General features: G+C 37.8%; 29 protein-coding genes. 11 read left to right on the top strand and 18 right to left on the bottom strand.

All coding sequences use genetic code 11. The features are described 5' to 3' along the window. The first annotated feature begins 254 nt into the window (after positions 1–254). Positions 255–1205 (top strand): DUF3829 domain-containing protein, encoded by a 951-nt coding sequence (locus U859_RS0109420; RefSeq protein WP_162799908.1) that lies wholly within the window; start codon positions 255–257, stop codon positions 1203–1205. A gap of 59 nt (positions 1206–1264) precedes the next feature. Here the strand turns inward: U859_RS0109420 and dnaJ are convergent, their stop codons facing one another. The 8 genes from dnaJ to U859_RS0109385 form a co-directional block, all read right to left on the bottom strand. After that, complete coding sequence (gene dnaJ, locus U859_RS0109415; RefSeq protein ID WP_025143132.1) at positions 1265–2425, bottom strand: molecular chaperone DnaJ; 1161 nt, start codon at positions 2423–2425, stop codon at positions 1265–1267. An 88-nt stretch (positions 2426–2513) separates the two neighbouring features. Next, complete coding sequence (locus tag U859_RS0109410; protein WP_025143131.1) at positions 2514–3095, bottom strand: nucleotide exchange factor GrpE; 582 nt, start codon at positions 3093–3095, stop codon at positions 2514–2516. 128 nt (positions 3096–3223) lie between these two features. Further along, positions 3224–3907, bottom strand: a complete 684-nt coding sequence (locus U859_RS0109405; protein WP_025143130.1) for a cell division ATP-binding protein FtsE — start codon at positions 3905–3907, stop codon at positions 3224–3226. Between the two features lies 1 nt (position 3908). Beyond that, complete coding sequence (locus tag U859_RS0109400) at positions 3909–4112, bottom strand: hypothetical protein (RefSeq protein ID WP_025143129.1); 204 nt, start codon at positions 4110–4112, stop codon at positions 3909–3911. Between the two features lie 51 nt (positions 4113–4163). Beyond that, a complete protein-coding gene (locus tag U859_RS32640; RefSeq protein ID WP_410477224.1) occupies positions 4164–4367 on the bottom strand; it encodes a gliding motility-associated C-terminal domain-containing protein in 204 nt (67 codons plus the stop codon). A gap of 14 nt (positions 4368–4381) precedes the next feature. Beyond that, positions 4382–5728, bottom strand: a complete 1347-nt coding sequence (locus U859_RS0109395) for a hypothetical protein (protein ID WP_025143128.1) — start codon at positions 5726–5728, stop codon at positions 4382–4384. Then, positions 5677–6108, bottom strand: coding sequence for a hypothetical protein (locus U859_RS0109390; protein ID WP_025143127.1), 432 nt, complete (start codon positions 6106–6108; stop codon positions 5677–5679). Before U859_RS0109390 ends, U859_RS0109395 begins: the two co-directional genes overlap by 52 nt. A gap of 86 nt (positions 6109–6194) precedes the next feature. Then, positions 6195–7211 (bottom strand): acyl-CoA reductase, encoded by a 1017-nt coding sequence (locus tag U859_RS0109385; RefSeq protein ID WP_025143126.1) that lies wholly within the window; start codon positions 7209–7211, stop codon positions 6195–6197. Positions 7212–7289: 78 nt separating this feature from the next. Between U859_RS0109385 and U859_RS0109380 the strand changes: the two genes are divergently transcribed. Continuing rightward, a complete protein-coding gene (locus U859_RS0109380) occupies positions 7290–7640 on the top strand; it encodes a 4Fe-4S dicluster domain-containing protein (protein ID WP_025143125.1) in 351 nt (116 codons plus the stop codon). Positions 7641–8076: 436 nt separating this feature from the next. Here U859_RS0109380 and U859_RS0109375 read toward each other — a convergent pair whose 3' ends face one another. Further along, on the bottom strand, positions 8077–8529 hold the full coding sequence (locus U859_RS0109375; protein WP_025143124.1) for a universal stress protein: 453 nt from the start codon (positions 8527–8529) through the stop codon (positions 8077–8079). A 109-nt stretch (positions 8530–8638) separates the two neighbouring features. Between U859_RS0109375 and U859_RS0109365 the strand changes: the two genes are divergently transcribed. The 5 genes from U859_RS0109365 to U859_RS0109345 all read left to right on the top strand — a co-directional run bounded on the left by U859_RS0109365 (position 8639) and on the right by U859_RS0109345 (position 11755). Further along, positions 8639–9424 (top strand): C40 family peptidase, encoded by a 786-nt coding sequence (locus tag U859_RS0109365; protein ID WP_025143123.1) that lies wholly within the window; start codon positions 8639–8641, stop codon positions 9422–9424. A 9-nt stretch (positions 9425–9433) separates the two neighbouring features. After that, the gene (locus U859_RS0109360; protein ID WP_025143122.1) at positions 9434–10228 is read left to right on the top strand and encodes a hypothetical protein; all 795 of its coding nucleotides are present in this window, start codon (positions 9434–9436) and stop codon (positions 10226–10228) included. A 73-nt stretch (positions 10229–10301) separates the two neighbouring features. Then, positions 10302–11009 (top strand): carboxypeptidase-like regulatory domain-containing protein, encoded by a 708-nt coding sequence (locus tag U859_RS31000; RefSeq protein WP_025143121.1) that lies wholly within the window; start codon positions 10302–10304, stop codon positions 11007–11009. A gap of 78 nt (positions 11010–11087) precedes the next feature. Next, positions 11088–11294, top strand: coding sequence for a hypothetical protein (locus U859_RS0109350; protein WP_025143120.1), 207 nt, complete (start codon positions 11088–11090; stop codon positions 11292–11294). After that, positions 11291–11755 carry a nucleotidyltransferase gene (locus U859_RS0109345; RefSeq protein ID WP_025143119.1) on the top strand — a complete coding sequence of 155 codons (465 nt, stop codon included), beginning with the start codon at positions 11291–11293 and terminating at the stop codon, positions 11753–11755. The genes U859_RS0109350 and U859_RS0109345 overlap by 4 nt, the downstream gene beginning before the upstream one ends. 1 nt (position 11756) lies before the next feature. Here U859_RS0109345 and U859_RS0109340 read toward each other — a convergent pair whose 3' ends face one another. The 9 genes from U859_RS0109340 to hisG form a co-directional block, all read right to left on the bottom strand. After that, positions 11757–12653, bottom strand: a complete 897-nt coding sequence (locus U859_RS0109340) for a WD40 repeat domain-containing protein (protein WP_025143118.1) — start codon at positions 12651–12653, stop codon at positions 11757–11759. A gap of 75 nt (positions 12654–12728) precedes the next feature. Further along, positions 12729–13331, bottom strand: a complete 603-nt coding sequence (gene hisIE, locus U859_RS0109335) for a bifunctional phosphoribosyl-AMP cyclohydrolase/phosphoribosyl-ATP diphosphatase HisIE (RefSeq protein WP_025143117.1) — start codon at positions 13329–13331, stop codon at positions 12729–12731. A gap of 61 nt (positions 13332–13392) precedes the next feature. Beyond that, complete coding sequence (gene hisF, locus U859_RS0109330) at positions 13393–14148, bottom strand: imidazole glycerol phosphate synthase subunit HisF (RefSeq protein WP_025143116.1); 756 nt, start codon at positions 14146–14148, stop codon at positions 13393–13395. Positions 14149–14241: 93 nt separating this feature from the next. Beyond that, a complete protein-coding gene (gene hisA / locus U859_RS0109325; protein WP_025143115.1) occupies positions 14242–14991 on the bottom strand; it encodes a 1-(5-phosphoribosyl)-5-[(5-phosphoribosylamino)methylideneamino]imidazole-4-carboxamide isomerase in 750 nt (249 codons plus the stop codon). Between the two features lies 1 nt (position 14992). Beyond that, entirely contained in the window at positions 14993–15586 is a 594-nt protein-coding gene (gene hisH / locus U859_RS0109320; protein WP_025143114.1) for an imidazole glycerol phosphate synthase subunit HisH, read from the bottom strand. 272 nt (positions 15587–15858) lie between these two features. Then, positions 15859–16992, bottom strand: a complete 1134-nt coding sequence (hisB, locus tag U859_RS0109310; protein ID WP_025143113.1) for a bifunctional histidinol-phosphatase/imidazoleglycerol-phosphate dehydratase HisB — start codon at positions 16990–16992, stop codon at positions 15859–15861. Between the two features lies 1 nt (position 16993). Continuing rightward, entirely contained in the window at positions 16994–18049 is a 1056-nt protein-coding gene (hisC, locus tag U859_RS0109305; RefSeq protein WP_410477222.1) for a histidinol-phosphate transaminase, read from the bottom strand. A 90-nt stretch (positions 18050–18139) separates the two neighbouring features. Beyond that, a complete protein-coding gene (hisD, locus tag U859_RS0109300) occupies positions 18140–19462 on the bottom strand; it encodes a histidinol dehydrogenase (protein WP_025143111.1) in 1323 nt (440 codons plus the stop codon). 49 nt (positions 19463–19511) lie between these two features. Next, positions 19512–20363, bottom strand: coding sequence for an ATP phosphoribosyltransferase (hisG, locus tag U859_RS0109295; RefSeq protein WP_025143110.1), 852 nt, complete (start codon positions 20361–20363; stop codon positions 19512–19514). Positions 20364–20803: 440 nt separating this feature from the next. On the opposite strand from hisG, the gene U859_RS0109290 reads away from it, so the two are divergent. The 4 genes from U859_RS0109290 (at position 20804) to U859_RS0109270 (ending at position 24388) form a co-directional block, all read left to right on the top strand. Beyond that, positions 20804–22201, top strand: a complete 1398-nt coding sequence (locus U859_RS0109290) for a L,D-transpeptidase family protein (RefSeq protein ID WP_240183033.1) — start codon at positions 20804–20806, stop codon at positions 22199–22201. A 310-nt stretch (positions 22202–22511) separates the two neighbouring features. Next, positions 22512–23087, top strand: coding sequence for a TerD family protein (locus U859_RS0109280; RefSeq protein WP_025143108.1), 576 nt, complete (start codon positions 22512–22514; stop codon positions 23085–23087). 16 nt (positions 23088–23103) lie between these two features. Continuing rightward, positions 23104–23772, top strand: coding sequence for a TerD family protein (locus U859_RS0109275; protein ID WP_025143107.1), 669 nt, complete (start codon positions 23104–23106; stop codon positions 23770–23772). A 64-nt stretch (positions 23773–23836) separates the two neighbouring features. Beyond that, complete coding sequence (locus U859_RS0109270) at positions 23837–24388, top strand: TerD family protein (protein WP_025143106.1); 552 nt, start codon at positions 23837–23839, stop codon at positions 24386–24388. Positions 24389–24394: the final 6 nt, after the last annotated feature.

Raw genomic sequence — 24394 nt, 5'->3', positions numbered from 1 at the left:
TACTATCGTGAGCTCGACTAAAGTGTAGCGAAATGGAGAGATCTATCCAAATAGATTTCTCGACTGCGTTGCACCCGATAGCTATCGGGTCCGCTCGAAATGACGATAGCTCGAGGGGAGTTATTTATTTAAACAAAATGACTACACTGACGAGCCACCAACTTTGGAATCAGAAAATCCTTATAACCAACACAACTTTTTGGTTTAAAAATTGCTGTTATCGGAGATCAGATGATGAAAACAAATTAAAAACTATGAAAACAATCTTAAAATTAACTGCCCTTGCGCTCGCACTGTCTTTTACTGCCTGCAAAAATGATAAGAAAAAAGACAATAATGCCAAAACCGCCTATGCTGAAGCGGATGAAAAAGATGTAAATGCCATTATTGAGTATAATAATGTGATGGTAAGCTTTACAGATAAAAACAATAGTTATCTCAAGAGTCTTGAAAGCAATTTGGATAGAATCGAGAAGGGCCTTGCTAAGCCGAATGACCGTTTTGCTTTCCTTGGTTTAATGACACCTTTTTCGATGAGTACCATTAGTAACAGCAGAATAAAACCAGATACACCTCCAAGTGCTTTAAATAATGATGATCAGAAATTTTTTAAGGAAAATGTGGTATCGATGACCAGTTTGCTGGATAAAATTAAAGAAACGTATAAATCTTTAGATGAATACATCAAAGCAGAAGACTGGAAAGACGACAAGGGTGCTAAAGGGAAAACTCTGGTAGATTCTATTTACAGCATGGGAAAAAAATATTATACTTATGATGAAGTGGTTCTTGCCAAATTAAATTTGATTGGAGACGATGCAGAACGTGTGATTTTAAAAACACACCCGCTAAAAGAGTATATATTCGCGTTAAAAGATGACCGAAGTAAAGCTGCTGAGTTCACTAAATTATTGGCGGGTAGCAAAAGTTATAAAGCGATCGAGGCAAAGGCTAAAGCCGCTTATCAGGCGCTTGAAGACCAGCACAATAAACACGTAGCTATGGCTGCACCTGATGCGACCAAATATCCTGGAAAAGACGGTTATTTTAGAAATTTTAACGAAAGACTAAATGATTATTTAATTGCTGCAAGAAAAATGATGCGTGATGCAGCTGTTTCTGGCAAGCTAACCGACTATAATATTGAAGAATTGGTTCGTGACCAGGACAGTATGCGCTCTGCTTACAACAATTTTGTAGATTAATGTTAAAACGAAAAAAGCCGGTGTTATAAACATCGGCTTTTCAATTTATATTGAATTAATTACTCGAAATATTCTTTCATTCTTTCGAAGAAACTCTTATCATTTTTACCCGGCTGAGGCTTAAAGTTTGGTGATTCGCGTAACTTCTCTAAAGCACTGCGTTCTTCGCTGCTTAAGGCCTTTGGTGTCCAGATGTTGATATGGATAATTTCATCACCTCTGTGGTAAGAATTAACTTCAGGTAAACCTTTACCTTTTAAGCGTAATAATTTTCCGCTTTGTGTGCCTGGATCTATTTTGATTTTTGCTTTACCATCAATGGTTGGTACTTCGATACTCATCCCTAAAGCGGCGTCAACAAAGCTTAAATGTAGATCGTAAACAATGTTGTTTCCTTCGCGTTTCAAGGTTTCGTGAGGGATTTCTTCAATCAGGATGATCAAATCACCCGGGATACCACCATTTGGTGCTGCATTTCCTTTTCCGCTCATGCTTAACTGCATGCCTTCGCTTACACCTGCAGGAATGTTAATGGTAATCGTTTCTTCGCCACGTACTACGCCATCTCCATGACAAACTGTACATTTTGAAGTAATTTGTTGCCCGCTTCCGTTACAGGTAGGGCAGGTAGATGCGGTTTGCATCTGTCCTAAAATGGTATTGGTTACCCTGCGTACCTGGCCGCTGCCACCGCAGGTACCACAGGTACTTACTGATGATTTATCTTTTGCGCCAGAACCATCGCAGGTTTTGCAAACAATTAGTTTATTAACCTTAATTTTCTTTTCTGCACCGTGTGCAATTTCTTCCAAGGTTAATTTAACTTTTATACGCAGGTTGGAGCCTTTAGCTACACGGCGACCGCCACGTTGCTGACCACCACCGCCGCCAAAAAAGCTTTCGAAAGGATTATGGCCACCAAATACATCTCCGAAATTGCTAAAAATATCGTCCATATTCATGCCGCCACCGCCGTAGCCACCACCACTGGCACCGCCAACACCAGCATGACCATATTGATCATAGCGTTGTTTTTTCTCCGCACTGCTTAAAACTTCGTAAGCTTCAGCAGCTTCCTTAAATTTATCTTCAGCAGCTTTATCCCCAGGGTTTTTATCCGGGTGATACTTAATTGCCATCTTGCGATAGGCTTTCTTTATCTCATCAGCAGCTGCGCCCCTAGTTACGCCTAATACGTCGTAATAATCTCTTTTACTCATCTTCTTTATAAAATGATTGAATGATTAAATGATGGAATGAGAGAATCTTAATCAATCATTCAAAATTCTCACATTCAATAATTATTTCTTATGCTCCAACTACTACTTTAGCAAAGCGGATCACATTATCATTTAAAGTATAACCTTTTTCAACTTCGTCAATTACTTTTCCTTTAAGATCCTCAGTAGGGGCAGGGATATTGGTAATTGCTTCGTGGAAATCGGTATTAAAAGGTTGACTGATGCTTTCTACATCTTTCAGTCCTTTTTGTGCCAAAGTGTTTTTTAGTTTAGTGCTTACCAATAAAATACCTTCTTTAACAGGAGCAACATCAGCAGCTGTTTCCATTGCTTTTAACGCACGGTCGAAATCATCTAAAACAGGTAAAAGCGATACAATTACGTCTTTACCAGCTGTTTGCAATAATTCTACACGTTCTTTTTGGGTACGGCGTTTGTAATTGTCGAACTCTGCGTATAAACGTAAATATTTATCGTTAAGCTGTTGTACCTCTGCCTGCAATTTTTCTTCTGCAGATAATTCTGGAGCCTGCTCAGTTTCATTCGTAGAAGCATCAGTATTCTCTACATTCTCAGCAGTATTTTCTGATGTATTTTCAGTATTCATTATATTTTCTTCTTTATCGTTATTTTTCTTCTTATTAAACATAATACTAGGCTGAATTTTTTTGTGTTAATCTCAACTATTTTGCCATAAACCGAAATCAGCCAAGCTGTCAGATTTATTTGAATTTATCTGAACAGTTTGGCTGATTAGCTGACGGATGTCAGAATTTTTTATACAATTTGGGCATCTTCATGTACTACTCCGCTTTCACATTTGATAATGCGCGAAGGGAAAGTACGGATAATATGATAATCGTGTGTAGCCATTAAAACCGCGGTTCCGGCCTGGCTAATCTGTTTTAAAAGGGTTACAATTTCTTCTGATGTTTCTGGATCTAAGTTGCCCGTAGGTTCATCAGCAAGGATAATCTCCGGGTCGTTTAACAAAGCCCTTGCAATTACAATACGCTGCTGCTCGCCACCAGAAATTTCGTGTGGCATTTTTTTTATTTTAGAACGTAAACCAACTTTATCCAAAACATCTTTAATGCGTTCGTTAATCAGTTTTTCGTCTTTCCAACCAGTTGCTTTTAACACAAACTCCAGGTTTTTTTCGATGGTACGGTCGGTAAGTAGTTGAAAATCCTGAAATACCACCCCTAATTTGCGGCGTAAAAATGGTACCTGACTTTCTTTTAAGTTTTTAAGGTCGAAACCGGCAATATTACCTTCGCCATTACCAATGTGAAGATCGCCATATAATATTTTAAGCAAACTGCTCTTGCCCGAACCTGTTTGACCGATCAGGAACACAAATTCGTCTTTTTCGATATGTAAATTTACGTTTGAGAGGACTAAATGTTTTTGTTGAAAAACATCAACGTTGCTTAAATGAATTACTGAGTTGCCTGCCATATTATATTTCCAATTTTGCTATCTGCCCAAAAGGCAAACCTTTAACCATTTCCATAATGTAATCCTGCTTGTCGCCAAGTCCGAGCTTTTCCAGAGATTTATCAGGCCTATCTACCCTAAAATAAGCTAAAAGCGTAAACTTGTCATCTCTTAGCTGTACGTAATCCGGAATTTTGGCTATGCCTTTAACTTTAACGATATACATTGTGCTCAAAAATAGCATTTCCAAATGAGAAGCGGAAGCAAGAAGTCCTTTTTATCTCATCAGCATTAGCCAGCCGCTATAGGTTTTAAAGTCTCCATTTAAATAAACGCTGTAATAATACACTGCCGGAGGGAGGTCTTTTCCATTCATTTTGCCATCCCAGGGCTTAAAAGTGCCAGTGCTTTGATACACCAACTGGCCATAACGATTGGTAATTTTAATAATCGGACCGGGAAAGGCCGAAGCCGCAGGAATATTCCAGGTATCGTTTACGCCATCACCATTTGGTGTAAGGTATTGGGAATAACTACTTCCGGGTAAACCTTTATAAAAACATCATCAGTGCTACTGGTGCAGCCTAAATTAGACACAGCGGTTAATGTATAAATGATATCGTGTGGTGGGGTGGCAACGGGGTTTAGCTTTGTCGGATCATCAAGATAATCTGATGGCGCCCAGTAATAAGTAATGTCATCGCCACTTACTTTGCCGTTTAAGGTGATGCTTTGGCCTGTTATAATCTTTTGATCTGTTCCTGCATCTGTTGAAGAAGGTTTTAAAATATTAACCGTTACCTGGGCTGTGGTACTACAGCTTCCATCATTTGCGGTAACGCGGTATACTGTAGTAACCTTAGGCTGTGCTATTGGATTTGCAATGTTAGGATCAGATAAGCCCTCGCTGGGCGACCAGATGTAACTGCTTGCTCCGGTTGCCATTAGCTGTACCGGGCTATTTTCGCATATAGAAATAGCATTGATATTGGTAGAAATTACGGCAGGACTTAACATGGTTAATGTTGTAGATGCAGTAATGGTGCAGCCGTTTAAGCTAGCTGTAACGGTATATACACCATCCATATTGGCCTGTACATTATTAATAATTGGATTTTTTGAATCAGAAGTATAGCCATTCGGACCTATCCATTTAAATGAATTGCCATCACCGGCCATAAGTTGTACATTAGAACCAGGGCACGCAGGGCCACTATTGCCTGCAGAAGTATTTAATTGAGGATTAACAGTAAGGGTTACCGGATCTGATATAGTTCTGCAATATATTTTATCAATATTTCCGTTTGTGGCCGTAAGTAAACGATATTGATATGTGCCTTTTGCGCGGTTTAAAAAATCTATAGAAACCTGTCTGGTGGTCTTACCTGCGATATCAGTCCAGCCGTTACCGGTATTTTCCTGCCATTGGTAAACCGGATCAGCGTATGATGAAGTAATGTTGGCATTTAACGTAAAATTTTGTGTATTACCTTCGCACATGCTCAGCGATTGATCATTTCCATTAAAATATGGATTGAGACTTGGTCCGCAGGCCTGAACAGTAATATCATCCAAGGCAAAATCATTGCCACTGTTTGTGGCGGTATTGTTGATCAGTTGCAGCGTGATGGTTGAACTGTTCCCATTATTAAAATCTATAAAATATTGATGCCAAATTCGATCTGCAGGAACATTTCCGGTAGACTTATTCCCTAATTCCCGGTTAGCTGGATCGATAATCCTTAATATCATATTTGGATCCTGCGAATTTGCAGCCGGAGAGTTCGCATTTAGTACCCAAATAGATAACCGCAAAATGGTATTTGGACAAAGATTATCCATTTTTTGTTCAAAAAAGACAGTGGTGTAGCAATACCATCAATTAAAAGCATTAATCCATTATCATCCCCGGTATGATCTGCGTGCGGCTGCCAGTAAATAGGGTAAGGATTTCCTGGGGTTGCAGGTGTTTTTACTAATCCGGACTGATTAGGGCTTAAGGCTGATGGGCTTCGGCCCGGAGGCCCCATGAAAGTAGTAAAAGTATAGGCTCCTGGTGCATATTGCTCCAATGGCCCATACCAGCTGTCTGTATTGTTGCCCTGTCCAAATGTTTGGTTAATTAAAGGCTTTCCAAAAGTACCTTTGCAAGGTTGAGCCTTTACCGTTCCAGCCAATACTGCTAAATAAAGGAAGAATAGTGATTTTACTAAACGGTGCATTTACTGGCTCAGGGTTTATGCAATATTAAATAAAATTTAAACACGAATAACTAACTGTAATAATAATGTGTTTTCAGTAAAGCGTACTAACTCAACTTATTCAAAAATTCAATCGTGTTTACATTATCTGCATAGTCCCAGAGCTTCGGGTGCTGGCTTTGACCAAAGCCAAAAGTGTTAAAACTTAATGGCGATTTGGTAATAATGCATTGGATATTTTCTGATTTATCCTTTAACTGCTCCTCTACCTCTTGAAGATTATCGTATTCTTCATAAAAAAGAACAGCCAATGGTGATGTTAAGCTGGTATCTTCTTTTAATAACAAAAAGCCATTATCATAGTGTTTGGCTGCATTAACCAAATAAATAGATTTATTGTAATCGTAGTTGTTGTTGTATTTAAAGTGGTTAATAATGGGTTGAAAACTTTCGATCCCTTCATAAAAATTTGCAATGTCGTAATCTTTTGGGAAATAGATTTTAGATACATTTCTACAGCCTAAACCAAAATAATCAAAAATATCGGCGCCTAAGTGCTGTATATCTTCAAAACTTTCCGAACCATCTAAAACTGCTACACTATTTCTGTTTTTACGGATGATGTTTGGCACTTTACCAAAATAATAATCAAAGTAACGTGACGAATTATTACTTCCTGTGGCAATAACCGCATCAAAATCTTTCAAACGCTCTACATATTCAATTTTAGCTTCAAATGCAGGTTCTATTTTAATCAATTCGGCAAGAACCGCTTTAATTAATTTGTCGTCAGCTGAAGAAAGTTTGATTAATGCAATATTTCCGGTAGCCAATACACATAAAACATCATGTAAGCCTACCATCGGAATGTTGCCTGCCAGGATCAATCCCACCTTTTTAGGCGATTGGCTAAAGCCTATTGATTTAAACCAAACGGTTAAATCTGCCTCAATTAACATCTCGGCAAAAGATAAAACAGATTTTTTTACGTTTTCTGTAGTGAACCAGGCATTGGCATTTTCGGCACTATAAATTGCATTTCCTAGTATGTCAGTAGGGTTTGTAAGCAATATGCCCAGTTTATTAAACGCGGTTATTACTTTTTCTTGAGTTAATGCTGACATATTTAGAATTATTATTAAGTGATTATATATTATATTTGCAGCGCAAAGGTAAACTAAGCAAAAGAATTAGACGAAAACATGGCGATTAAAATAACAGATGAGTGTATAAATTGTGGGGCATGCGAACCGGAATGTCCAAATAACGCAATTTACGATGCCGGTACTGCATGGCGTTTTTCTGATGGTACCAATTTAAATGGTATCATTGATTTTGGTAATCAACAAATCGAAGCTGATGCAGCTCAGGAGGCAGTTTCGGATGAGGTTTATTACATTGTATCCGATAAGTGTACAGAGTGTAAGGGCTTTCACGACGAACCTCAATGTGCGGCTGTTTGTCCAGTTGATTGTTGTGTGGATGATGAGGATATCCGCGAAACTGAAGAAGAATTATTGGCTAAGAAAGCCTGGTTACACCAGGAAGGATAAACTTTTATCACATATTTATAATGAAAGTCTCGCATAAAGCGGGATTTTTTTGTTTAAAAGGATTTTTGTTTTTAATTACCAATAAACAATATTCAATGATCAATGAATTTATATGGGATCCTAAGTTTCGTCATTTCGATTGTAACTTAACGGAATGGAGAAATCTACCCAGGCAGATTTCTCCATTGCGGTCGAAATGACGATTCTAAGAGACTATCTTATTTATCCATCTGTCATTAATTGATTTTATACTATAAATTAACCCTCAGGATGACAACCGTGAGGAGATTGGAATTCTGTGCAATTAACCAATTTACAGTTAACTAGCAAGATAACATTCATGTACCAATAAATTTTTGCCACGGATACAAAGATTAACAAGGAGGTTTTTTTGCATCGTGCTAACCAATGAACTAATGACTATTGAACCAGTGAACTAGTCTACTTCACATTTATTAGGTATAATCAAAACCGGGCAGGCTGATTTCCGTGCCACATGTTCAGCAACGCTACCCATTAAAAAGTGGTACAAACCTGTACGGCCATAAGTGCCTATAACAATTAAGTCAGATCCCCACTCATCTGATTGTTGAATAATGCCATGTGCTGCAGTATCTACTATGCTTAAATAAGTTGTTGTAATACCCTTACCATATTTGGTTTCCATTTCTTTTAATAAAATATGGCTGTTTTCTTCGCTGTTATCGTATGTTTCCAAAAATACTGGTGCCAGAGTTAAATCGGGATTTACATTGGCTGGAACGGGTTCGATAATGTTAACCAATGCTACTTCTGCTCCGAATTTTTCAGCCATGTCGTAACCGGCTTTAGCTGCTTTTTCTGAACAGGTACTGTTATCAACGGCAATTAATATTTTTTTAAAATTCATGGCGGTACATTTAAAAGGTGAACATCATAAAAATAACAAATTTGCATGCAAAATGTTAGGCAATGGATGTATTTTATTAGTTTTACAATAGTTTCACGAGCAGATTTAAATGGAAAATCAATACGGTATTTGTAGGGTTGCTGTAGCGCCTTTGAGAGCAGATGCATCAGATAAAGCAGAAATTGTTTCGCAACTTTTATTTGGCGATCATGTAGAAATTATTCAAAAAGAAGAGCGTTGGTGGCTGATCCAGAATGGCTACGATGGTTATGAGGGTTGGATGGATTTCAGACAGTTGGCCCCGATCAGTCAAAGCCAGTTTGCAGAAATGCACGATTGTAAATTACTAGCTCCTTTAAGCTTCAGCAATGTATTAACGGCTGTAGATGGAAGTGCCTATCATTTAAGTCCGGCAAGTAACATTCCTTTTTTAAAAGATGGACATTGTTATGCCGGTGAAGAAAAATTTAAACTGAATTTTGAAGTACATGACAATAGTGCCGTTAATTTTAAAGATAAGGTGACTGATACTGCTAAGTTTTTTCAAAACATTCCATACTTATGGGGCGGAAGGAATTTATTTGGTTTAGATTGCTCAGGCTTTACCCAAACCGTATTTAAAATGTTGGGCATTAAGTTAAACCGTGATGCTTCGCAACAGGCCGAACAAGGTGAATTGGTAGGTTTTTTAGCCGAATGCAAAGCTGGTGATGTAGCTTTTTTTGATAATGAAGAAGGCAAAATTACTCACGTGGGTATTATGCTGAGTCCAAATGAAATTATCCATTCTTCAGCCAAGGTGAAAATTGATCCAATTGATGATCAGGGGATTTTTAATAAAGAACTGGGGAAATACTCACATAAATTGAGAATTATTAAACGTTTTGTGGAATAGTAGCCAAAAATGTATCCTATAATAAAAGGTACATTTTTTATGCCATCTAAATTTAAAATTCAAATCTCTAATCCTTGTCAAGAACAATGGGAATTGATGTTGCCGCATGCCAATGGGAAGTTTTGTGGTTCATGTCAAAAATCAGTTATTGATTTTACCAATTTTACGGGCGCAGAGCTGAAACGTTGGTTTAGTGAAAACAAAGGGAACAGATGTGGTAAATTTAGGCCTGAGCAGCTTGATCGCTATATCGGTGGTAGAAAAAATCATCCAATTTTCAAAGTTTTTAAACCTGGTTTAATCGCGGCTTCAATTTTAACCTTTTTAAGTATTCCTAAATTTACTTATGCAAAACATGCTGAAGTATTAGAAAAAGGAACCGAAGTACAGTATGAAAAAATTTTGGATGATCAGGTAGGGGAATATACTTTTATAAAAGGGAGAGTGTACGACCAGGATGGTATAGGTTTAAATCATATCAATATAGCATTAAAGGAGCAAAATATTGATGTGAAAACGGCAGCAGACGGGTCATTTTATATTAAAATTAAAAAACCAAAAAATAGAACAATCTCGGAGTTAATCTTTACTTCAAATGCTTTTGAAACAAAAAAAAGTTTTTTCCTTTTAGATGAGGAAAAAGAAATCACAGTTGTGTTACAACCTGCAATGCAAATGGATTTAACAAATCAGATAGTGATGGATAATTTAAGCGAGCAATTGGTTGGGAGGCTTGGAGGCATTTCGATAAAAACAACGGTAACCAGGAGAATTGTAAGCTCTGTTATCAATATTTTTAGATAATTTATTAGATTGAATTGATGAGCTCAAGTTTAAAATTCAGATTGCTAATCCATGCAAAGAACAATGGGAAGTGATGCAGCCAAATGCAAATGGTAAATTTTGTGGTTCATGTCAAAAATCAGTTATTGATTTTACCAATTTTACGGACGCAGAGCTGAAACGTTGGTTTAGTGAAAACAAAGGGAAGAGCTGTGGAAGGTTAAAACCGGAGCAACTTGACCGTTTAATCAGTGCAAAAGATAATTATTCGCTCAGTAGATTTAAACCAAGCCTGATCGCCGCATCTTTATTGGCTTTTTTGAGTTTTCCTAAGTTGAGCGATGCTAAAGTGATCAAAACACCTTTTAATCAAACAGATCGATACCACAGTAGCACTGCTTTTGAAAAGAAAACAGAGATTCTAGCTGATACCTTAAAAACAATAAAGGGTAGGGTAATAGATAAAGATGATAAACAGCCACTTCCTTCAGTATCTGTTATGGTAAACCAGCGGTTAGCTTTTGCTTCTACCGATGAAAAAGGAAACTTCGAAATTAAGTTACCTGCAAATTTTGATGATGAAAGTTGTGTTTTAACGATAAGTTATATCGGCTATAAGACTTTAAATTCGAAGGTAAATTTAGCTAAAGGAGGCCAATTAAACCTCGAATTATGCATGAGTGAATACGTTTTAGGCGGTCCAGAAGTTGTAGTTATCAGGCATTCTCTTTGGAGAAGAATTCTTTATAAGGCAAAGAATCAACTGAAGGATATTAACCCATTTTATACAAAGAGAAATTAGTTTTCAGATGTTCTAAAACCTTTTATAGTCCATTTTCATTCCATTTTGATTATATTTGTGTAGATAATTATAGCGAAAATGGAGCCGAAAATTAGGAAAATGGCAATGGTGTTCAATCAGGTTAGAATGGAGGATGAGGATGCTTTAGATATTGCTTTTTGGCTAAATCAAGCCCCAGAAGAACGGCTTAAAACGGTTGTTTCTTTGAGAGAAAGTTACTTCACTTGGTTAAACGGTTCATTTCCTGAAAAAATGGAGAGGGTTATAACACGCCGCAAATTATGATATTTGAACCTGACTTTATAGAGTTTATTGAACTTCTAAATAAGAATGATGTTAAATATATAATTGTGGGAGCTCATGCTTTAGCGTATCACGGTAGACCCAGGCATACCGGTGATTTGGACATTTGGATTAAGCCAGACCAAGAAAATGCTGAAAAAATGATTATTGTATTGACTGAATTCGGTTTCGCATCACTAGGGTTTAAGAAAGATGATTTTTTAAAAGAAAACTATGTTTCACAAATTGGCTATCCACCATTAAGGATTGATATTTTGAATGCGATTTCGGGTGTTGAGTTTGACGAAGCTTACGAAAACAAAATTGATGCTGAAATTGATGGTTTAGTCACGCCTTTTATCAATGTTCAGGACTTTATTGCCAATAAGGTTGCTTCTGGAAGGCTCAAAGACTTAGCTGATATAAAAGAACTGCAGAAAAGAATAAATAAAAAGAAATCTTAAACTATTCCATCTCCCAAACCATTACCTGCCGGTCATCACCTGTAGAAATCAAGTATTTACCATCACGGCTCCAAATAATTTTATTAATGGAATGGGTATGCCCGGTTTCTGCTTTTTCCAGGCTTAATATCTTATATAGTTTAAAGTTTTCCGCATCCCAAAGTTTAATGCTTTTATCCTGACTGCTGGTGGCAAAATAGGGAAGAGTAGGATGAAAGGCAATATCGTAAATGGTAAAAATATGCGCTGGAACGGTTTCCCGCAATTCATAATTCGGCAGATCCCATATTTTTAATTGGGCATCCCTGCTTCCCGAAATCAGGTATTTGCCTGTAGGATGGTAGGCCAAAGAGGTTACTGGTAATGAATGCCCTTCCAGAGATTGTTTTAAACTATAATCTGCCAGGTTATAAATCCTGATCAGATGATCTTTACAGCCAAAAGCGACTTCGTTTTCATTTGGTGCAATTGCAATGGCCCTAACGGTATCATAAGCGACCTGGAAACGATAAATCTCTGTAAAATCATTTAGAGACCAAACCGCAACACTACCATCTTCGCCAGTAGTTAAAAGCTCATTTTTGCTTTTAACCGTTTGTATATTGAAAATGGGTTTAATATGAGCATTAATCCTTACAATTACCTTTTGTTCTTTCAGATCATAAACACTAAAGGCGCCACTACGCTCTCCAATAAATAATTGATTATTATAGTAGTGAAGACAATAGACCGAGCTTTGTACCGGCATTTTAACCTTCACAAAAGCCATGTTATGTAAAGACCATTCTACTACGCCCTTATCATTTCCGGCACTAAAAAATACGCCGTCTTCATCAGCATTAGCTAAAGCATATACAGGGTTTTGATGTCCGGGAAGGGTTTGTAGGTGTTTGAGCATACGGGTAAGGTTGGAAGGTTGGAGGGTTAGAAGGTTGGAAGGATGTTGAAATCCTCAACCTTCCAGCCCTCCACCTTATTGATGTCTTTTCTCTAAATTTTTGGCAATATCCTGGATAGACAATCCTTTTTCTTTTAATAAAAACAACAAATGAAAAACAAGATCGGAAGCTTCTCCAATAAATTCTTCTTCTGTTTCGGCTAATGCGGCAATTACGGTTTCTACACCTTCTTCGCCAACCTTTTGCGCAATTTTATTTAGACCTTTAGCACGCATTTTGTTGATATACGATCCTTCAACAGGATTTTCATATCGATCAGTAATGATGTTTTCGAGTTCGAAAATGAAATTCTGATTAAAATCTGTTTTAAAACAGCTGCGGCTACCAGTGTGGCAGGTTGAGCCAACGGCATCAGCTTTAATCAGAATGGTGTCGTTATCACAATCCACAAAAAGTTCTTTAACAAACAAAAAGTTATTGCTGGTTTCACCTTTTGTCCAAAGACGGTTTTTAGAGCGCGAAAAGAAAGTTACTTTGCCTTCGGCCTGTGTTTTTTCCAAAGCTTCGGCATTCATATAACCCAGCATTAAAACCTCTAAAGTTTTATAATCCTGAATAATTACTGGAAGTAAGCCAGCTGTTTTATCCCAGTCAAGGGTTGATGTATCGATGTTCATTTTATTTTTTTATTTCGGAAAGACAGACTCATGAATATGGACTGCCGACTCCGGACTTATATTATATCCTTACGGGAATATTGTTCCTTCTTAATTCCTGTTTTAAATCGGGGATTAAAATTTCACCATAATGAAATACCGAAGCTGCAAGTGCGGCATCAACGTTAGCTTTCTGGAAAACCTCTGTAAAATGTTCCATGCTACCTGCACCGCCTGATGCAATAATCGGGATATTGATCATTTGGTTTATTTTACCCAATAATCCACAGTCAAAACCTGCTTTGGTGCCATCGTGATCCATAGAGGTTAACAAAATTTCTCCTGCACCTAAATCTTCCGCCTGTTTAATCCAGTTTTCGGTTTCCAGTTCGGTAATTAACCTGCCACCGTTTAAGTGGACCATGTTTTTGCCGTTTACATGTTTAGTGTCAACTGCTAAAACTACAAATTGTACCCCAAAGGTTTTGGCCAGGTCTTCAATTAATTTAGGGTTGCGTACGGCTGCAGAATTAATACTGATTTTATCAGCACCTGCGTTTAAAAGCGCGTCAGCATCTGCAATTTCTGTTATTCCCCCACCAATGGTAAAAGGAATATTCAATTGCCTTGCGACCGATTTAACCATTTCGATCATCGTTTTACGACGCTCGTGTGTGGCCGTAATATCCAGGAAAACGAGTTCATCTGCCCCTTGTTGTGCATATTGGGCAGCCAGCTCAACAGGATCGCCCGCATCGCGTAAATCAACAAAGTTTACACCTTTTACGGTGCGGCCATCTTTAACGTCTAAACAAGGGATTATTCTTTTTGAAAGCATGTGTTTTGTTTGGTTGTCATGCTGAGGAACGAAGCATCTGTTTCATCGTGGGCAGATCCTTCATTCTTCAGGATGACATAAATATTTATGGAATTAGATTGAACTTAGCGCCTTCAAATTCCAATCTTTTATTTCTTCAATAGTAATTCGGTCTTCGTAAATGGCTTTTCCAACCACTACACTTCTGATCGGGTATTTAGCCAATTCGTAGATATCCTCCATTGAACTCACTCCACCCGAAGCAATTAATTTGATCATAGGAGAGTGCTCAAGCAATTTTTTGTATAAATCGACTGCTGCGCCACCCAATTTTCCATCTTTGCTGATATCAGTGCATAAAAAACGGAAAAAACCCAGCGAAAGGCATTTGTCAACGTAATCCATCAGTTTAATCGGCGAACTTTCCATCCAGCCCGAATATTTAATTACTTCATCCAAAACGTCAATCGCTATGACGATACGGTTGGCATAATCGTCCTTTTTAGCGAAAGTCTCACTCAATTGAGGCAAGAAATCAGGATTGGTAATGGCCTGCGTACCTACAATTACACGGTGTATGCCAGCATCAAGCAGATTGGTAACCTGCTCAATCGTCCTGATTCCTCCACCGTACTGCACTTTCATCTCGGTTTTTTTGATGATCTCGAAAAGTGATTTTTGGTTGCTAAAATCACCTTTGGCTCCATTTAAATCGATAATATGGATAAAATCCGTACCATTTGAGCGGTATTTTTCTATCATCTCGGCAATAGAAACGTCGTATTCTGTTTTTTGGTTATAATCGCCTTCACGCAGACGGACAACTTTTCCATCCAAAATATCAATAGCAGGTATGATGTACATTTTATAAGCTTAAGTTTGAAAAATTTTTTAATATTAATTCGCCGGCTTTTCCCGATTTCTCGGGGTGGAACTGAACGCCGTAAAAATTGTCTTTTTGTACCGCTGCCGAAAACTTTAAACCGTAATCAGCAGATGCGATGTCAAAAGTAGGGTTATATTCAATAAAGTACGAATGCACAAAGTAAAATTGTGTATTATCTTCAACACCTGTAAATAGCGGATTGTTTTTTGTGCTCACCGCATTCCAGCCCATGTGTGGTATTTTGATATTCAGCGACTTATCGAATTTTTTGGTTTTCACCGGAACGATATCTAAAAGCGCCGCATCACCCTCTTCGGAGTGTTCGGTAATCAGCTGCATGCCCACACAAATGCCCAGCACGGGTTTAGTGAGTTTTTTAATGGCTTCAACAAGGCCGGTACCTTTTAGTTTTTCCATGGCAGCACCCGCGTGGCCCACTCCCGGAATAATGATGTGGCTATATTTTTCGAGGTCATTTTCTGTATTTACCATGCCGTAGGTTACATTTAAGCGATCTAATGCTGCGGTAAGCGAAAAAATGTTGCCTGCTCCGTAATTTATAATTCCAACCATAGTTTAATAGTTCAGATTTCTTTTATAGGTTTGAAAATGAATGTCAGTTTTTCAAAGGTGCTGTAGTCCCGCTATCCGTTTTAAGTTTTTTAACTTCTGTCATGCTGAGGTACGAAGCATCTGTTTTATCGGTTGCAAATGCTTCGTGCTTCAGCATGACAGCTTATTCAAGGTCGCTGCTGAATAAAAAACTTTCCACTGCTATCAGGTTTATTTAACAGCGGATGGGCTTCAAAACCCTCTGCCTTAAACCTTTCAGCCTTCCACCTTTTTTACAACATTCCCTTGGTGCTCGGCAATACCATTTTCTCGGCGTCGCGTTTAATGGCCATTTTAATGGCTTTGGCAAATGCTTTAAAAATAGCTTCAATTTTATGGTGTTCGTTATCGCCTTCGGCTTTTATGTTCAAATTGCATTTTGCAGCATCACTGAACGATTTAAAGAAGTGGTAAAACATTTCCGTTGGCATATCGCCCACTTTTTCGCGTTTAAACTCAGCATCCCAAACAATCCAGTTTCTTCCTCCAAAATCAATGGCCACCTGTGCCAGGCAATCATCCATTGGCAAGCAAAAACCATACCTCTCAATGCCCAGTTTATTCCCTAAACCTTGGGCAAAAGCCTCGCCTAGTGCAATTCCGGTATCTTCTATGGTGTGGTGTTCGTCTATGTGTAAGTCACCTTTCGCAATTACTTCTAAATCTACACTTCCATGTCTGGCAATCTGGTCAAGCATATGATCGAAAAAGTTTAGGCCCGTTTCAATTTTGGCTTTTCCGGTTCCGTCTAAATCTAAATTAATGGTAATGTCGGTTTCGTTGGTTTTGCGCTCGTGGTGGATTTTTCTGCTTCCTGCTTTAAGCAAGTTGTAAATATCTTCCCATTTCCTGGTTTCTAAAATGATAACGTCTAAAAGCGTTTCATGTTTATCCAATGTTTCTGTAGAGCCCAATGCATCATTCTGACGGAGGAAAATGGCTTTTGCACCTAAATTTTTCGCCAAAACCACATCATTCAACCGATCGCCAATTACGAAAGAGTTTTTCAGGTCGTAATCTTCGCTAAAATATTTGGTTAATAAAGCCGTGCCGGGTTTTCGGGTAGGGGCATTGTCTTTTGCAAAAGTTCTATCGATTACAATCTCGCTGAAATGAACGCCTTCTCCTTCAAAAGTATCCAACATGAAATTATGGATTGGCCAGAAATTCTCTTCAGGGTTTGACAATGTTCCCAGTCCATCCTGGTTGGTTACCATAACCAGTTCATAATCCAGCTCGGCTACTATTTTTGATAAATAATATAAAGAACGCGGATAAAATTTAAGCTTAGCGAAACTGTCTACCTGTTCATCATCAGGCTCAATATTTAAGGTTCCATCGCGGTCTATAAATAATACTTTTTTCATCTTAAAAATTTTCTAGTACAGTTAATAGTTTATCGTTTTCTTCTTTTGTGCCCACAGTGATTCGTAAACAGCCTTCGCATAAAGTTACTTTAGAACGGTCGCGTACAATGATACCCTGATCTACCAAAGTATCGTAAATTTTCAATGCATCGGTAACTTCTACGAGTATGAAATTTGCATCTGATGGATATACTTTTGTTACTGCATTTACATTGTTTAAAGCGATCGATAAACGCTGTCTTTCTGCAACAGATTCTTTAATCCAATCGTTAACCTGGGCAATGTTTTTTAAGGCTTCAAAAGCTAAATCCTGCGTGGCCTGATTAATGTTATAAGGTGGCTTAATTTTGTTCAAAACGTCGATCACTTTTGTTGAAGAAAAAGCCATGCCTAAACGTAAAGCAGCAAGTCCCCATGCTTTCGAAAAAGTTTGCAAAACCACCAGGTTTCCGTACTCGGTTAACTCCTGTATAAAGGTCTTCTGACGGGCGTAATTTATATACGCTTCATCCACCACAACGATGCCGTTAAAGTTGGCCAAAATGGTTTCAATATCTTCTCTGTTTATCGAATTTCCGGTCGGATTATTTGGTGAACAAATGAAGATTAATTTGGTGTTTTTATCAATCGTTTCTGCGATCTTTTCCATGTCTAATTGGAAGTTCGGAAGCAGGCTTACTTTGCGTATTTCTACATCGTTTATGTTAGCCGAAACTTCGTACATTCCATAAGTTGGAGGGAGCACAATTACGTTATCTTTTCCTGGATTACAGAAAGCGCGGAATAATAAATCGATCGCTTCATCGCTGCCGTTTCCTAAAAAAGTATTCTCGATCGGCACACCTTTTATTTTACTGATCGCATCTTTCAAATCGAGTTGTAACGGATCTGGATAACGGTTATAATTTGCCGGTAATGGCGATCCATAACTGTTCTCATTTGCATCTAAAAATACGGATGCCTGACCTTTAAATTCGTCCCTTGCGGTAGAGTAGGGGCGAAGGTTTTTTATATTTTCTCTTACTAAATCGTTAATGTCCATTGTTTGTAGGTTCATTATATCATTGGTTGCTACCGCCGATATACTATTCTTTTCCTTCGGGTTGATTACACAGATTGTGGGATTACACCGATTTTTTTTAATTTTTTATGCCGTTTTATCTTCGGTCTTCGGTCTTCCGACTCGGGACTCAAAACTCAGTCTGATACTAACAGCATTTTTATGTGCTTCCAGGCCTTCTGCTTCTGCAAGGATCTCAACCGTTTTGCCAATATTATTTAAACCTTCACGGGATAATTGCTGAAAAGTGATTTTCTTCAAAAAAGCATCCGTAGATACTCCTGAATAAGCTTTTGCAAAGCCGCTCGTTGGTAAAGTATGGTTGGTTCCCGAGGCATAATCGCCAACACTTTCTGGGGTAAAGTTGCCTAAAAAAACCGATCCTGCATTGATAATCAATGGAATAAGGCCTTGGCATTGCTCTGTAGCCAATATTAAGTGTTCAGGAGCATATTCATTCGAAAATCGCATCGCTTGCTCCAGGTTTTCTGCTAAAACTATATAAGAATTGGCAATTGCTTTGGCTGCAATGTCCTTTCTGGGTAATACAGAAAGCTGATTTTCAATTTCTTTTAAAGTTTGATTGATGATTTCCTTGGAGGTAGCCACTAAAATGGCCTGACTATCCGTTCCGTGCTCAGCCTGTGCAAGCAGATCTGCAGCAATAAATGATGGATTTGCAGTTTCATCAGCAATTACAAGCACCTCTGAAGGGCCTGCAGGCATATCAATGGCCACTTTGTTTTGAACCATGGTTTTTGCCGTAGTTACATATCTATTGCCAGGGCCGAAGATCTTATATACCTGTGGCACACTTTCCGTTCCGAAAGCCATTGCAGCAACGGCCTGTGCACCGCCAATCAGGAATACTTTTTCGATGCCCAAGAGCACTGCGCAATAAGCCAGATAACAATTGGTTTTACCATCACTTTGTGGCGGAGAACACACCACAATTTCTTTACAGCCTGCGATGATTGCCGGGGTAGCCAGCATTAAAAAAGTACTTGGCAAAACGGCTGTTCCACCTGGGATATAAAGCCCAACCTTTTCAATTGCTCTTGATTCGCGCCAACATACAACACCTGGCATGGTTTCAATTTTAGCCTCCTCTTTTAATTGCGACTGGTGAAAAGTTTTGATGTTCTGGTAAGCCGTATCAATTGCTTTTTTAGCCTCGGCCGGAATGGTTGCTGCAATAGCTTTTAATTCCGCTGCATCTAAAAAAAGTTTTTCTAAATCAACTTTATCAAATGTTTTTGCAAAGTTAAAGAGCGCCTGGTCGCCATCTTTTTTTACCGTGTTGATGATATCAGTTACCCGTTCTTCAATCAGTTTATCGTCTTCAATCTGCCTCGAACAAAGCTCTTCAATTTTTGATTTAGATAAATCTTTATAGCTGTAGATTTTCAATGTTTTATAATTTAAAATTAACTAATAGTTAATATGATTTTAAATATTTTTACCTGATAATTTTTTCGATAGGCATTACTAAAATACCTTCTGCACCCGCAGCTTTTAAACTGTTTATTTTATCCCAGAAATCTTCTTCTGCAATTACCGAATGAACCGCTACCCAGTTTGGTTCGAAGAGTGGAACAACGGTTGGGCTTTTAACACCTGGAAGAAGATCTACTACTTTTTGAAGGTTATCTTTTGATACATTCAGCACCACGTATTTGTTCGATTTTGCGCTAAGCACAGAGCGGATACGTTGAAGTAATTCTGCCACCTCCGGATTATCTGCAATTGATTTATTTCCGATTAAAACCGCTTCGGATTGCATTACATCTGCAAAAGGTTTTAGTCCGTTGCTCTTTAATGTTCCACCGGTAGAAACGATATCAAAAATGGCATCGCTTAAGCCTAAACCCGGACCAATTTCTACCGATCCTGAAATGGTTCTGATATCAGATTTGATACCTTTTTCCTGTAAGAATTTTTCGAGTATTACCGGGTAAGAAGTGGCAATGGCTTTACCATTTAGTTCTTCAAGATTTTGGATATTGCTGGTGGCCTGAACCGCGATTTTTAAGGTGCATTTTCCAAAGCCTAATTTCTGTAGAAAATTTACCTCAGCTTTTGTTTCCACAATTACATTTTCCCCAACTATCCCCAGATCGGCAATGCCGTCCTGTACATATTCTGGAATATCATCATCACGAAGGAAAAGAATTTCTAAGGGAAAATTAGTAACGGTTGAGATGAGGGAACTTTTGTAGTTTTCGAAAGATAAACCACAGTTTTTAAGTATTTCTACAGATTTTTCGTTTAACCTACCCGATTTCTGGATAGCAATTTTAAGTGTTTTCAATGTATTGAATATAGAGTGAACAGGAAATTATTTTACGGAAAAAAGTTTTGAAGTACAAAACAAACATATCATATCGCCTATCGGCGATGGTGTAAATGTAAGTGATGGTTCAAAGTTAAATTCATAAATTATTTCTGCCAGTATCAATACGTTAGCTGATAAGCGCTGGCAAATATAGTGTTTGAAATGGTAAAACAAAAAATAATGGCACTTAATTTGCCATTATGGTGTTTTTAGTATCATTAACCTTTATTTTGTATTTAAATTTTAATCTGTTGAAAAAGTTTCGCTTTCTAATTTTACCCTTTATTCTATTCATATCTGCCTGTGGGTGGTTTAAAAGCCCCCCTGAGATTGGAAAAGTACTGTCAGAACATTTTAAGAACAAAATCTACAAAGATTTTGATACTGTAGCTTATGATAGCGTTTTTGTGAAGACAATGGACAGTCTCTCTGGTAAATTTGTTAATCCTAAAACCATAAAGGCTTTTTATGCACGCAATAATGCTGAACCTAAATTAGTTACCCGGTTTTATATTAACGGGGAATTAGATTCGCTGGTGACTTATTTAGATCAAAGTAATGTACATGGTTTTAATCCTAAGATTTTTAAAGGAGAAGAAATTAAAGCGCTTTTAGCAGAACTAACCGCTAATAAAATTAAAAAAGTAGAGGAGAGCTATCCGGTTATCGCCAAATTAGAGCTGTTATCCGCAAATGCTTATTTAAATTATAATAATTACCTCAAATATGGGGTGATAAATCCCCGCTCTATTTTTTCGCGTTACTACATAAAAGTGAGGCGCCCGGACAGCGTTGGAATGCTTAATCTTTTGAACAGTAAAAACCTTTTAGATACGTTAAAATCTGTTCAGCCAAAATCAATTCAATATAAGGCTTTGCAGGCTGCATATTTAAATACAGATGCTGCCGATGAAAAGCGGATTTTGTTGTTAAACATGGAACGCTTCCGTTGGAAAATGCCTGAGACCGGAGACAATTATGTGCAGGTAAATATTCCTGATTTTAGGTTAACGTGGATGGATAAATTAGACACTGTAATTTCGATGAAAGTTTGCGTTGGGGGTAAACGTGAAAGTGGTTATGAAGACAAGCTAAAAGCTTATGCAAAATCGGGAAATTTAGATGATAAACCTAAGAACCATGAAACGCCATTATTGTTTAGTAAAATCAACTCCATTCAGGCCAATCCGATATGGAATATTCCGGTAAGTATTGCACAAAGTGAGATCTATTGGATGGCCCGGAAAGATCCTTTTTATTTGTCGAACAGTAACATCAAAGTTTACTATAAAGATAAGCTGATTGGCGAGCCTGATACCATTAACTGGAACAAGTATTCGAGGGATAAATTACCATTCAAATTTAAGCAGGGATCAGGTGGTGGAAATGCCTTAGGTAAGTTCAAATTTATCTTCGATAATAGCTCGAGTATTTATCTTCATGATACCAATAATAAGAACGGATTTAATTTAACCAATAGGGCGATTAGCCACGGTTGTGTACGTATAGAAAAACCTTTGGAGTTCGCCGAACTTTTAGTGAAAGATTCTTATACTTATGATAAACTTAGGGCTGAGGTAGATTTGCCGCCGATTGATAGCACCCATGTAAAATGGTATAAAAAACGCATGGCCCAAAAGGCAGATACCACTAAACCATTTCAATTGAAACCAGCGTGGTTTGGACCTAAAAAAGCTGTGCCATTAATTATCACTTATATTACAGCCTGGTCTCAAAACGATAAGATAGAATACCGGCCTGATGTTTATGGTATGGATGAAAAACTTTGGACAGCGATGAAAAAGTTCAGGTAACAATAATCTTTAATGCCAGATTCGAAAAAGAATCTGGCATTTTTTTTAAATCCGGATTTGGAATTAGCATCCAAACTAATATATTTGTTTATAAACATTTAAACAGATAATCAAGGCTACAGGATATTAAAAAATTAGCGCTCAATCAACGTCGCTGTAGCCATCCCACATCCTTATTATTCAAGTTAAAATAACAATTGCTTTTAAAAAGTAATGTGTTCTTTTCTTTCGTGCTTTATTGCGTTAACATGCAGTATTGATAATGTACATCCTATTTATTTACAATATTTCAAAAAAAATCAAATTAATAATGGCTATTAATCTACAAAAAGGACAAAAAATTGATATCGGACTATCGAAAATTACTGTAGGGTTAGGCTGGGACCCGAATGAAGGTACTGGTTATGACTTCGACCTGGATGCATCAGCATTTATGATTAACTCGAGTAGATTGATCCCTGAAGAAGAGTATTTTGTTTTTTATGGCAATACGGATTCTCCCGATCAGGCTTTACATCATACCGGTGATGATCCAACTGGTGGAAATAGCGCAGATGGTGATGATGAAAGTATACAGGTTGATTTATCAAAAGTTGATCCCCAGATCCAGGAAATTTTATTCGTAGTAACCATTCATGAGGCCATTAGCCGTAAACAAAATTACGGACAGGTTCGGAATTCTTATATCCGCATTGTAGATGACAGTAATGGACAAGAGGTTGCTAAATATGAACTGGGTGAAGATTTTTCTATCGAAACAGGAGTAGAATTTGGTCGCTTATACAAACGTGAAGGCAAATGGAAGTTTGAAGCATCTGGCATCGGTTACCGGGAAGATTTATCATTTTTCCTGTCAAAATATTTTAAAGGACAGATTATTAAATAATATCTAAACACGCTTTATGGCTATAAATTTAGTAAAAGGTCAAACCATTGACCTCCGCAAAAATGATAAGGGGGAAACATTCGATTTATCGAAGGTTACCATGGGACTGGGATGGGATGTTCGTCAAAAAAATACAGGTTTTTTAGGTAAACTATTCGCGCCAAAAGAAGAAGAGTTCGATCTGGATGCGATTGCTTTCTTGTTGGATGGGAATGATAAAATCCTCAATCTGGGCAGAACTGTTAATCAAAACGGACGTCAGATTGGATTATTTGAGGGAGATGTGATTTTCTTTAATTCAATGCGGCATCCGTCAGGAAATATCTGGCTCACTGGTGATAACAGGACTGGCGCAGGCGATGGCGACGATGAACAGATTATCGTAAAATTGGATGCCCTGGATCCTGTTTATCAGAAAATAATTTTTGTGGTATCTATTTATCAGGGCAGGCAGAACAATCAACATTTTAGCATGGTCGAAAATGCTTTTATAAGGGCTGTTGATGCCAATAGAAAGGAAATAACGAGATATAGCCTTTCTGGTGATGCATCCTTAAATGGTATGTGCACGATGGTTTTTGCCGAAGCCTATCGTAAAGATGGTGGCTGGAAATTCAGGGCTATTGGCGAACCATACCAAACAGATAGTTTCTTAGAGATTTTAAAAAAATACGTAAACGCATAATATTTATAAAATTAAACCACTGTTGAGCAACATCATGCAAAGCTTCACAGTAAATTAATCAGATATGACAATTAACCTGCAAAAGGGACAACGTGAAGCAATTAATGCTCCTCAATTTACCATCGGACTTGGATGGGATACCAATAGTGCATCAACAGGTTCTAGTTTTGATTTAGATACTTCAGTTTTTGTACTGGGCGATAATAAAAGATTATTATCCGATTCTCATTTCGTTTTTTATAACAATTTAAAAACACCAGATGGTGCTGTAGAACATTCAGGTGATAACTTAACGGGAGATGGCGATGGCGATGATGAACAGATTAAGGTAGATCTTTCAAAAATCGGCTCAGCTGCTGCAGAAATCTGTGTGGTAGTTACTGTTCATGATGCGGAAAACAGAAGACAGAATTTTGGGCAGATCCGGAACTCTTACATCAGGGTGTTGGATGGCGCCAATAATGAGGTATTGAAATATGAATTAGAAGAAGATTTTTCTATAGAAACCGCTGTTGAGTTTGGAAGGATTTACAAACGCAATAATGAATGGAAATTTGAAGCTGTAGGTGTTGGAATGAAAGATGGATTGGAGTTTTTCTTAAATAAATACAACTAAATGCAT

The sequence above is a fragment of the Pedobacter jeongneungensis genome (assembly GCF_000633455.1).
In the GTDB taxonomy this organism is placed as follows: domain Bacteria; phylum Bacteroidota; class Bacteroidia; order Sphingobacteriales; family Sphingobacteriaceae; genus Pedobacter; species Pedobacter jeongneungensis_A.
The sequence above is the reverse complement of the archived record's forward strand: the minus strand, read 5'-3'. Positions and strand labels throughout refer to the sequence as shown.

Excerpts from the sequence above, each read along its gene's own strand:
- U859_RS0109420 (WP_162799908.1), top strand. The coding sequence starts at position 255 with ATGAAAACAATCTTAAAATTAACTGCCCTTGCGCTCGCACTGTCTTTT.
- dnaJ (WP_025143132.1), bottom strand. The coding sequence starts at position 2,425 with ATGAGTAAAAGAGATTATTACGACGTATTAGGCGTAACTAGGGGCGCA.
- U859_RS0109410 (WP_025143131.1), bottom strand. The coding sequence starts at position 3,095 with ATGTTTAATAAGAAGAAAAATAACGATAAAGAAGAAAATATAATGAAT.
- U859_RS0109405 (WP_025143130.1), bottom strand. The coding sequence starts at position 3,907 with ATGGCAGGCAACTCAGTAATTCATTTAAGCAACGTTGATGTTTTTCAA.
- U859_RS0109400 (WP_025143129.1), bottom strand. The coding sequence starts at position 4,112 with ATGTATATCGTTAAAGTTAAAGGCATAGCCAAAATTCCGGATTACGTA.
- U859_RS0109395 (WP_025143128.1), bottom strand. The coding sequence starts at position 5,728 with ATGGATAATCTTTGTCCAAATACCATTTTGCGGTTATCTATTTGGGTA.
- U859_RS0109390 (WP_025143127.1), bottom strand. The coding sequence starts at position 6,108 with ATGCACCGTTTAGTAAAATCACTATTCTTCCTTTATTTAGCAGTATTG.
- U859_RS0109385 (WP_025143126.1), bottom strand. The coding sequence starts at position 7,211 with ATGTCAGCATTAACTCAAGAAAAAGTAATAACCGCGTTTAATAAACTG.
- U859_RS0109380 (WP_025143125.1), top strand. The coding sequence starts at position 7,290 with ATGGCGATTAAAATAACAGATGAGTGTATAAATTGTGGGGCATGCGAA.
- U859_RS0109375 (WP_025143124.1), bottom strand. The coding sequence starts at position 8,529 with ATGAATTTTAAAAAAATATTAATTGCCGTTGATAACAGTACCTGTTCA.
- U859_RS0109365 (WP_025143123.1), top strand. The coding sequence starts at position 8,639 with ATGGAAAATCAATACGGTATTTGTAGGGTTGCTGTAGCGCCTTTGAGA.
- U859_RS0109360 (WP_025143122.1), top strand. The coding sequence starts at position 9,434 with ATGTATCCTATAATAAAAGGTACATTTTTTATGCCATCTAAATTTAAA.
- U859_RS31000 (WP_025143121.1), top strand. The coding sequence starts at position 10,302 with ATGCAGCCAAATGCAAATGGTAAATTTTGTGGTTCATGTCAAAAATCA.
- U859_RS0109350 (WP_025143120.1), top strand. The coding sequence starts at position 11,088 with ATGGAGCCGAAAATTAGGAAAATGGCAATGGTGTTCAATCAGGTTAGA.
- U859_RS0109345 (WP_025143119.1), top strand. The coding sequence starts at position 11,291 with ATGATATTTGAACCTGACTTTATAGAGTTTATTGAACTTCTAAATAAG.
- U859_RS0109340 (WP_025143118.1), bottom strand. The coding sequence starts at position 12,653 with ATGCTCAAACACCTACAAACCCTTCCCGGACATCAAAACCCTGTATAT.
- hisIE (WP_025143117.1), bottom strand. The coding sequence starts at position 13,331 with ATGAACATCGATACATCAACCCTTGACTGGGATAAAACAGCTGGCTTA.
- hisF (WP_025143116.1), bottom strand. The coding sequence starts at position 14,148 with ATGCTTTCAAAAAGAATAATCCCTTGTTTAGACGTTAAAGATGGCCGC.
- hisA (WP_025143115.1), bottom strand. The coding sequence starts at position 14,991 with ATGTACATCATACCTGCTATTGATATTTTGGATGGAAAAGTTGTCCGT.
- hisH (WP_025143114.1), bottom strand. The coding sequence starts at position 15,586 with ATGGTTGGAATTATAAATTACGGAGCAGGCAACATTTTTTCGCTTACC.
- hisB (WP_025143113.1), bottom strand. The coding sequence starts at position 16,992 with ATGAAAAAAGTATTATTTATAGACCGCGATGGAACCTTAAATATTGAG.
- hisC (WP_410477222.1), bottom strand. The coding sequence starts at position 18,049 with ATGAACCTACAAACAATGGACATTAACGATTTAGTAAGAGAAAATATA.
- U859_RS0109290 (WP_240183033.1), top strand. The coding sequence starts at position 20,804 with ATGGACAGTCTCTCTGGTAAATTTGTTAATCCTAAAACCATAAAGGCT.
- U859_RS0109280 (WP_025143108.1), top strand. The coding sequence starts at position 22,512 with ATGGCTATTAATCTACAAAAAGGACAAAAAATTGATATCGGACTATCG.
- U859_RS0109275 (WP_025143107.1), top strand. The coding sequence starts at position 23,104 with ATGGCTATAAATTTAGTAAAAGGTCAAACCATTGACCTCCGCAAAAAT.
- U859_RS0109270 (WP_025143106.1), top strand. The coding sequence starts at position 23,837 with ATGACAATTAACCTGCAAAAGGGACAACGTGAAGCAATTAATGCTCCT.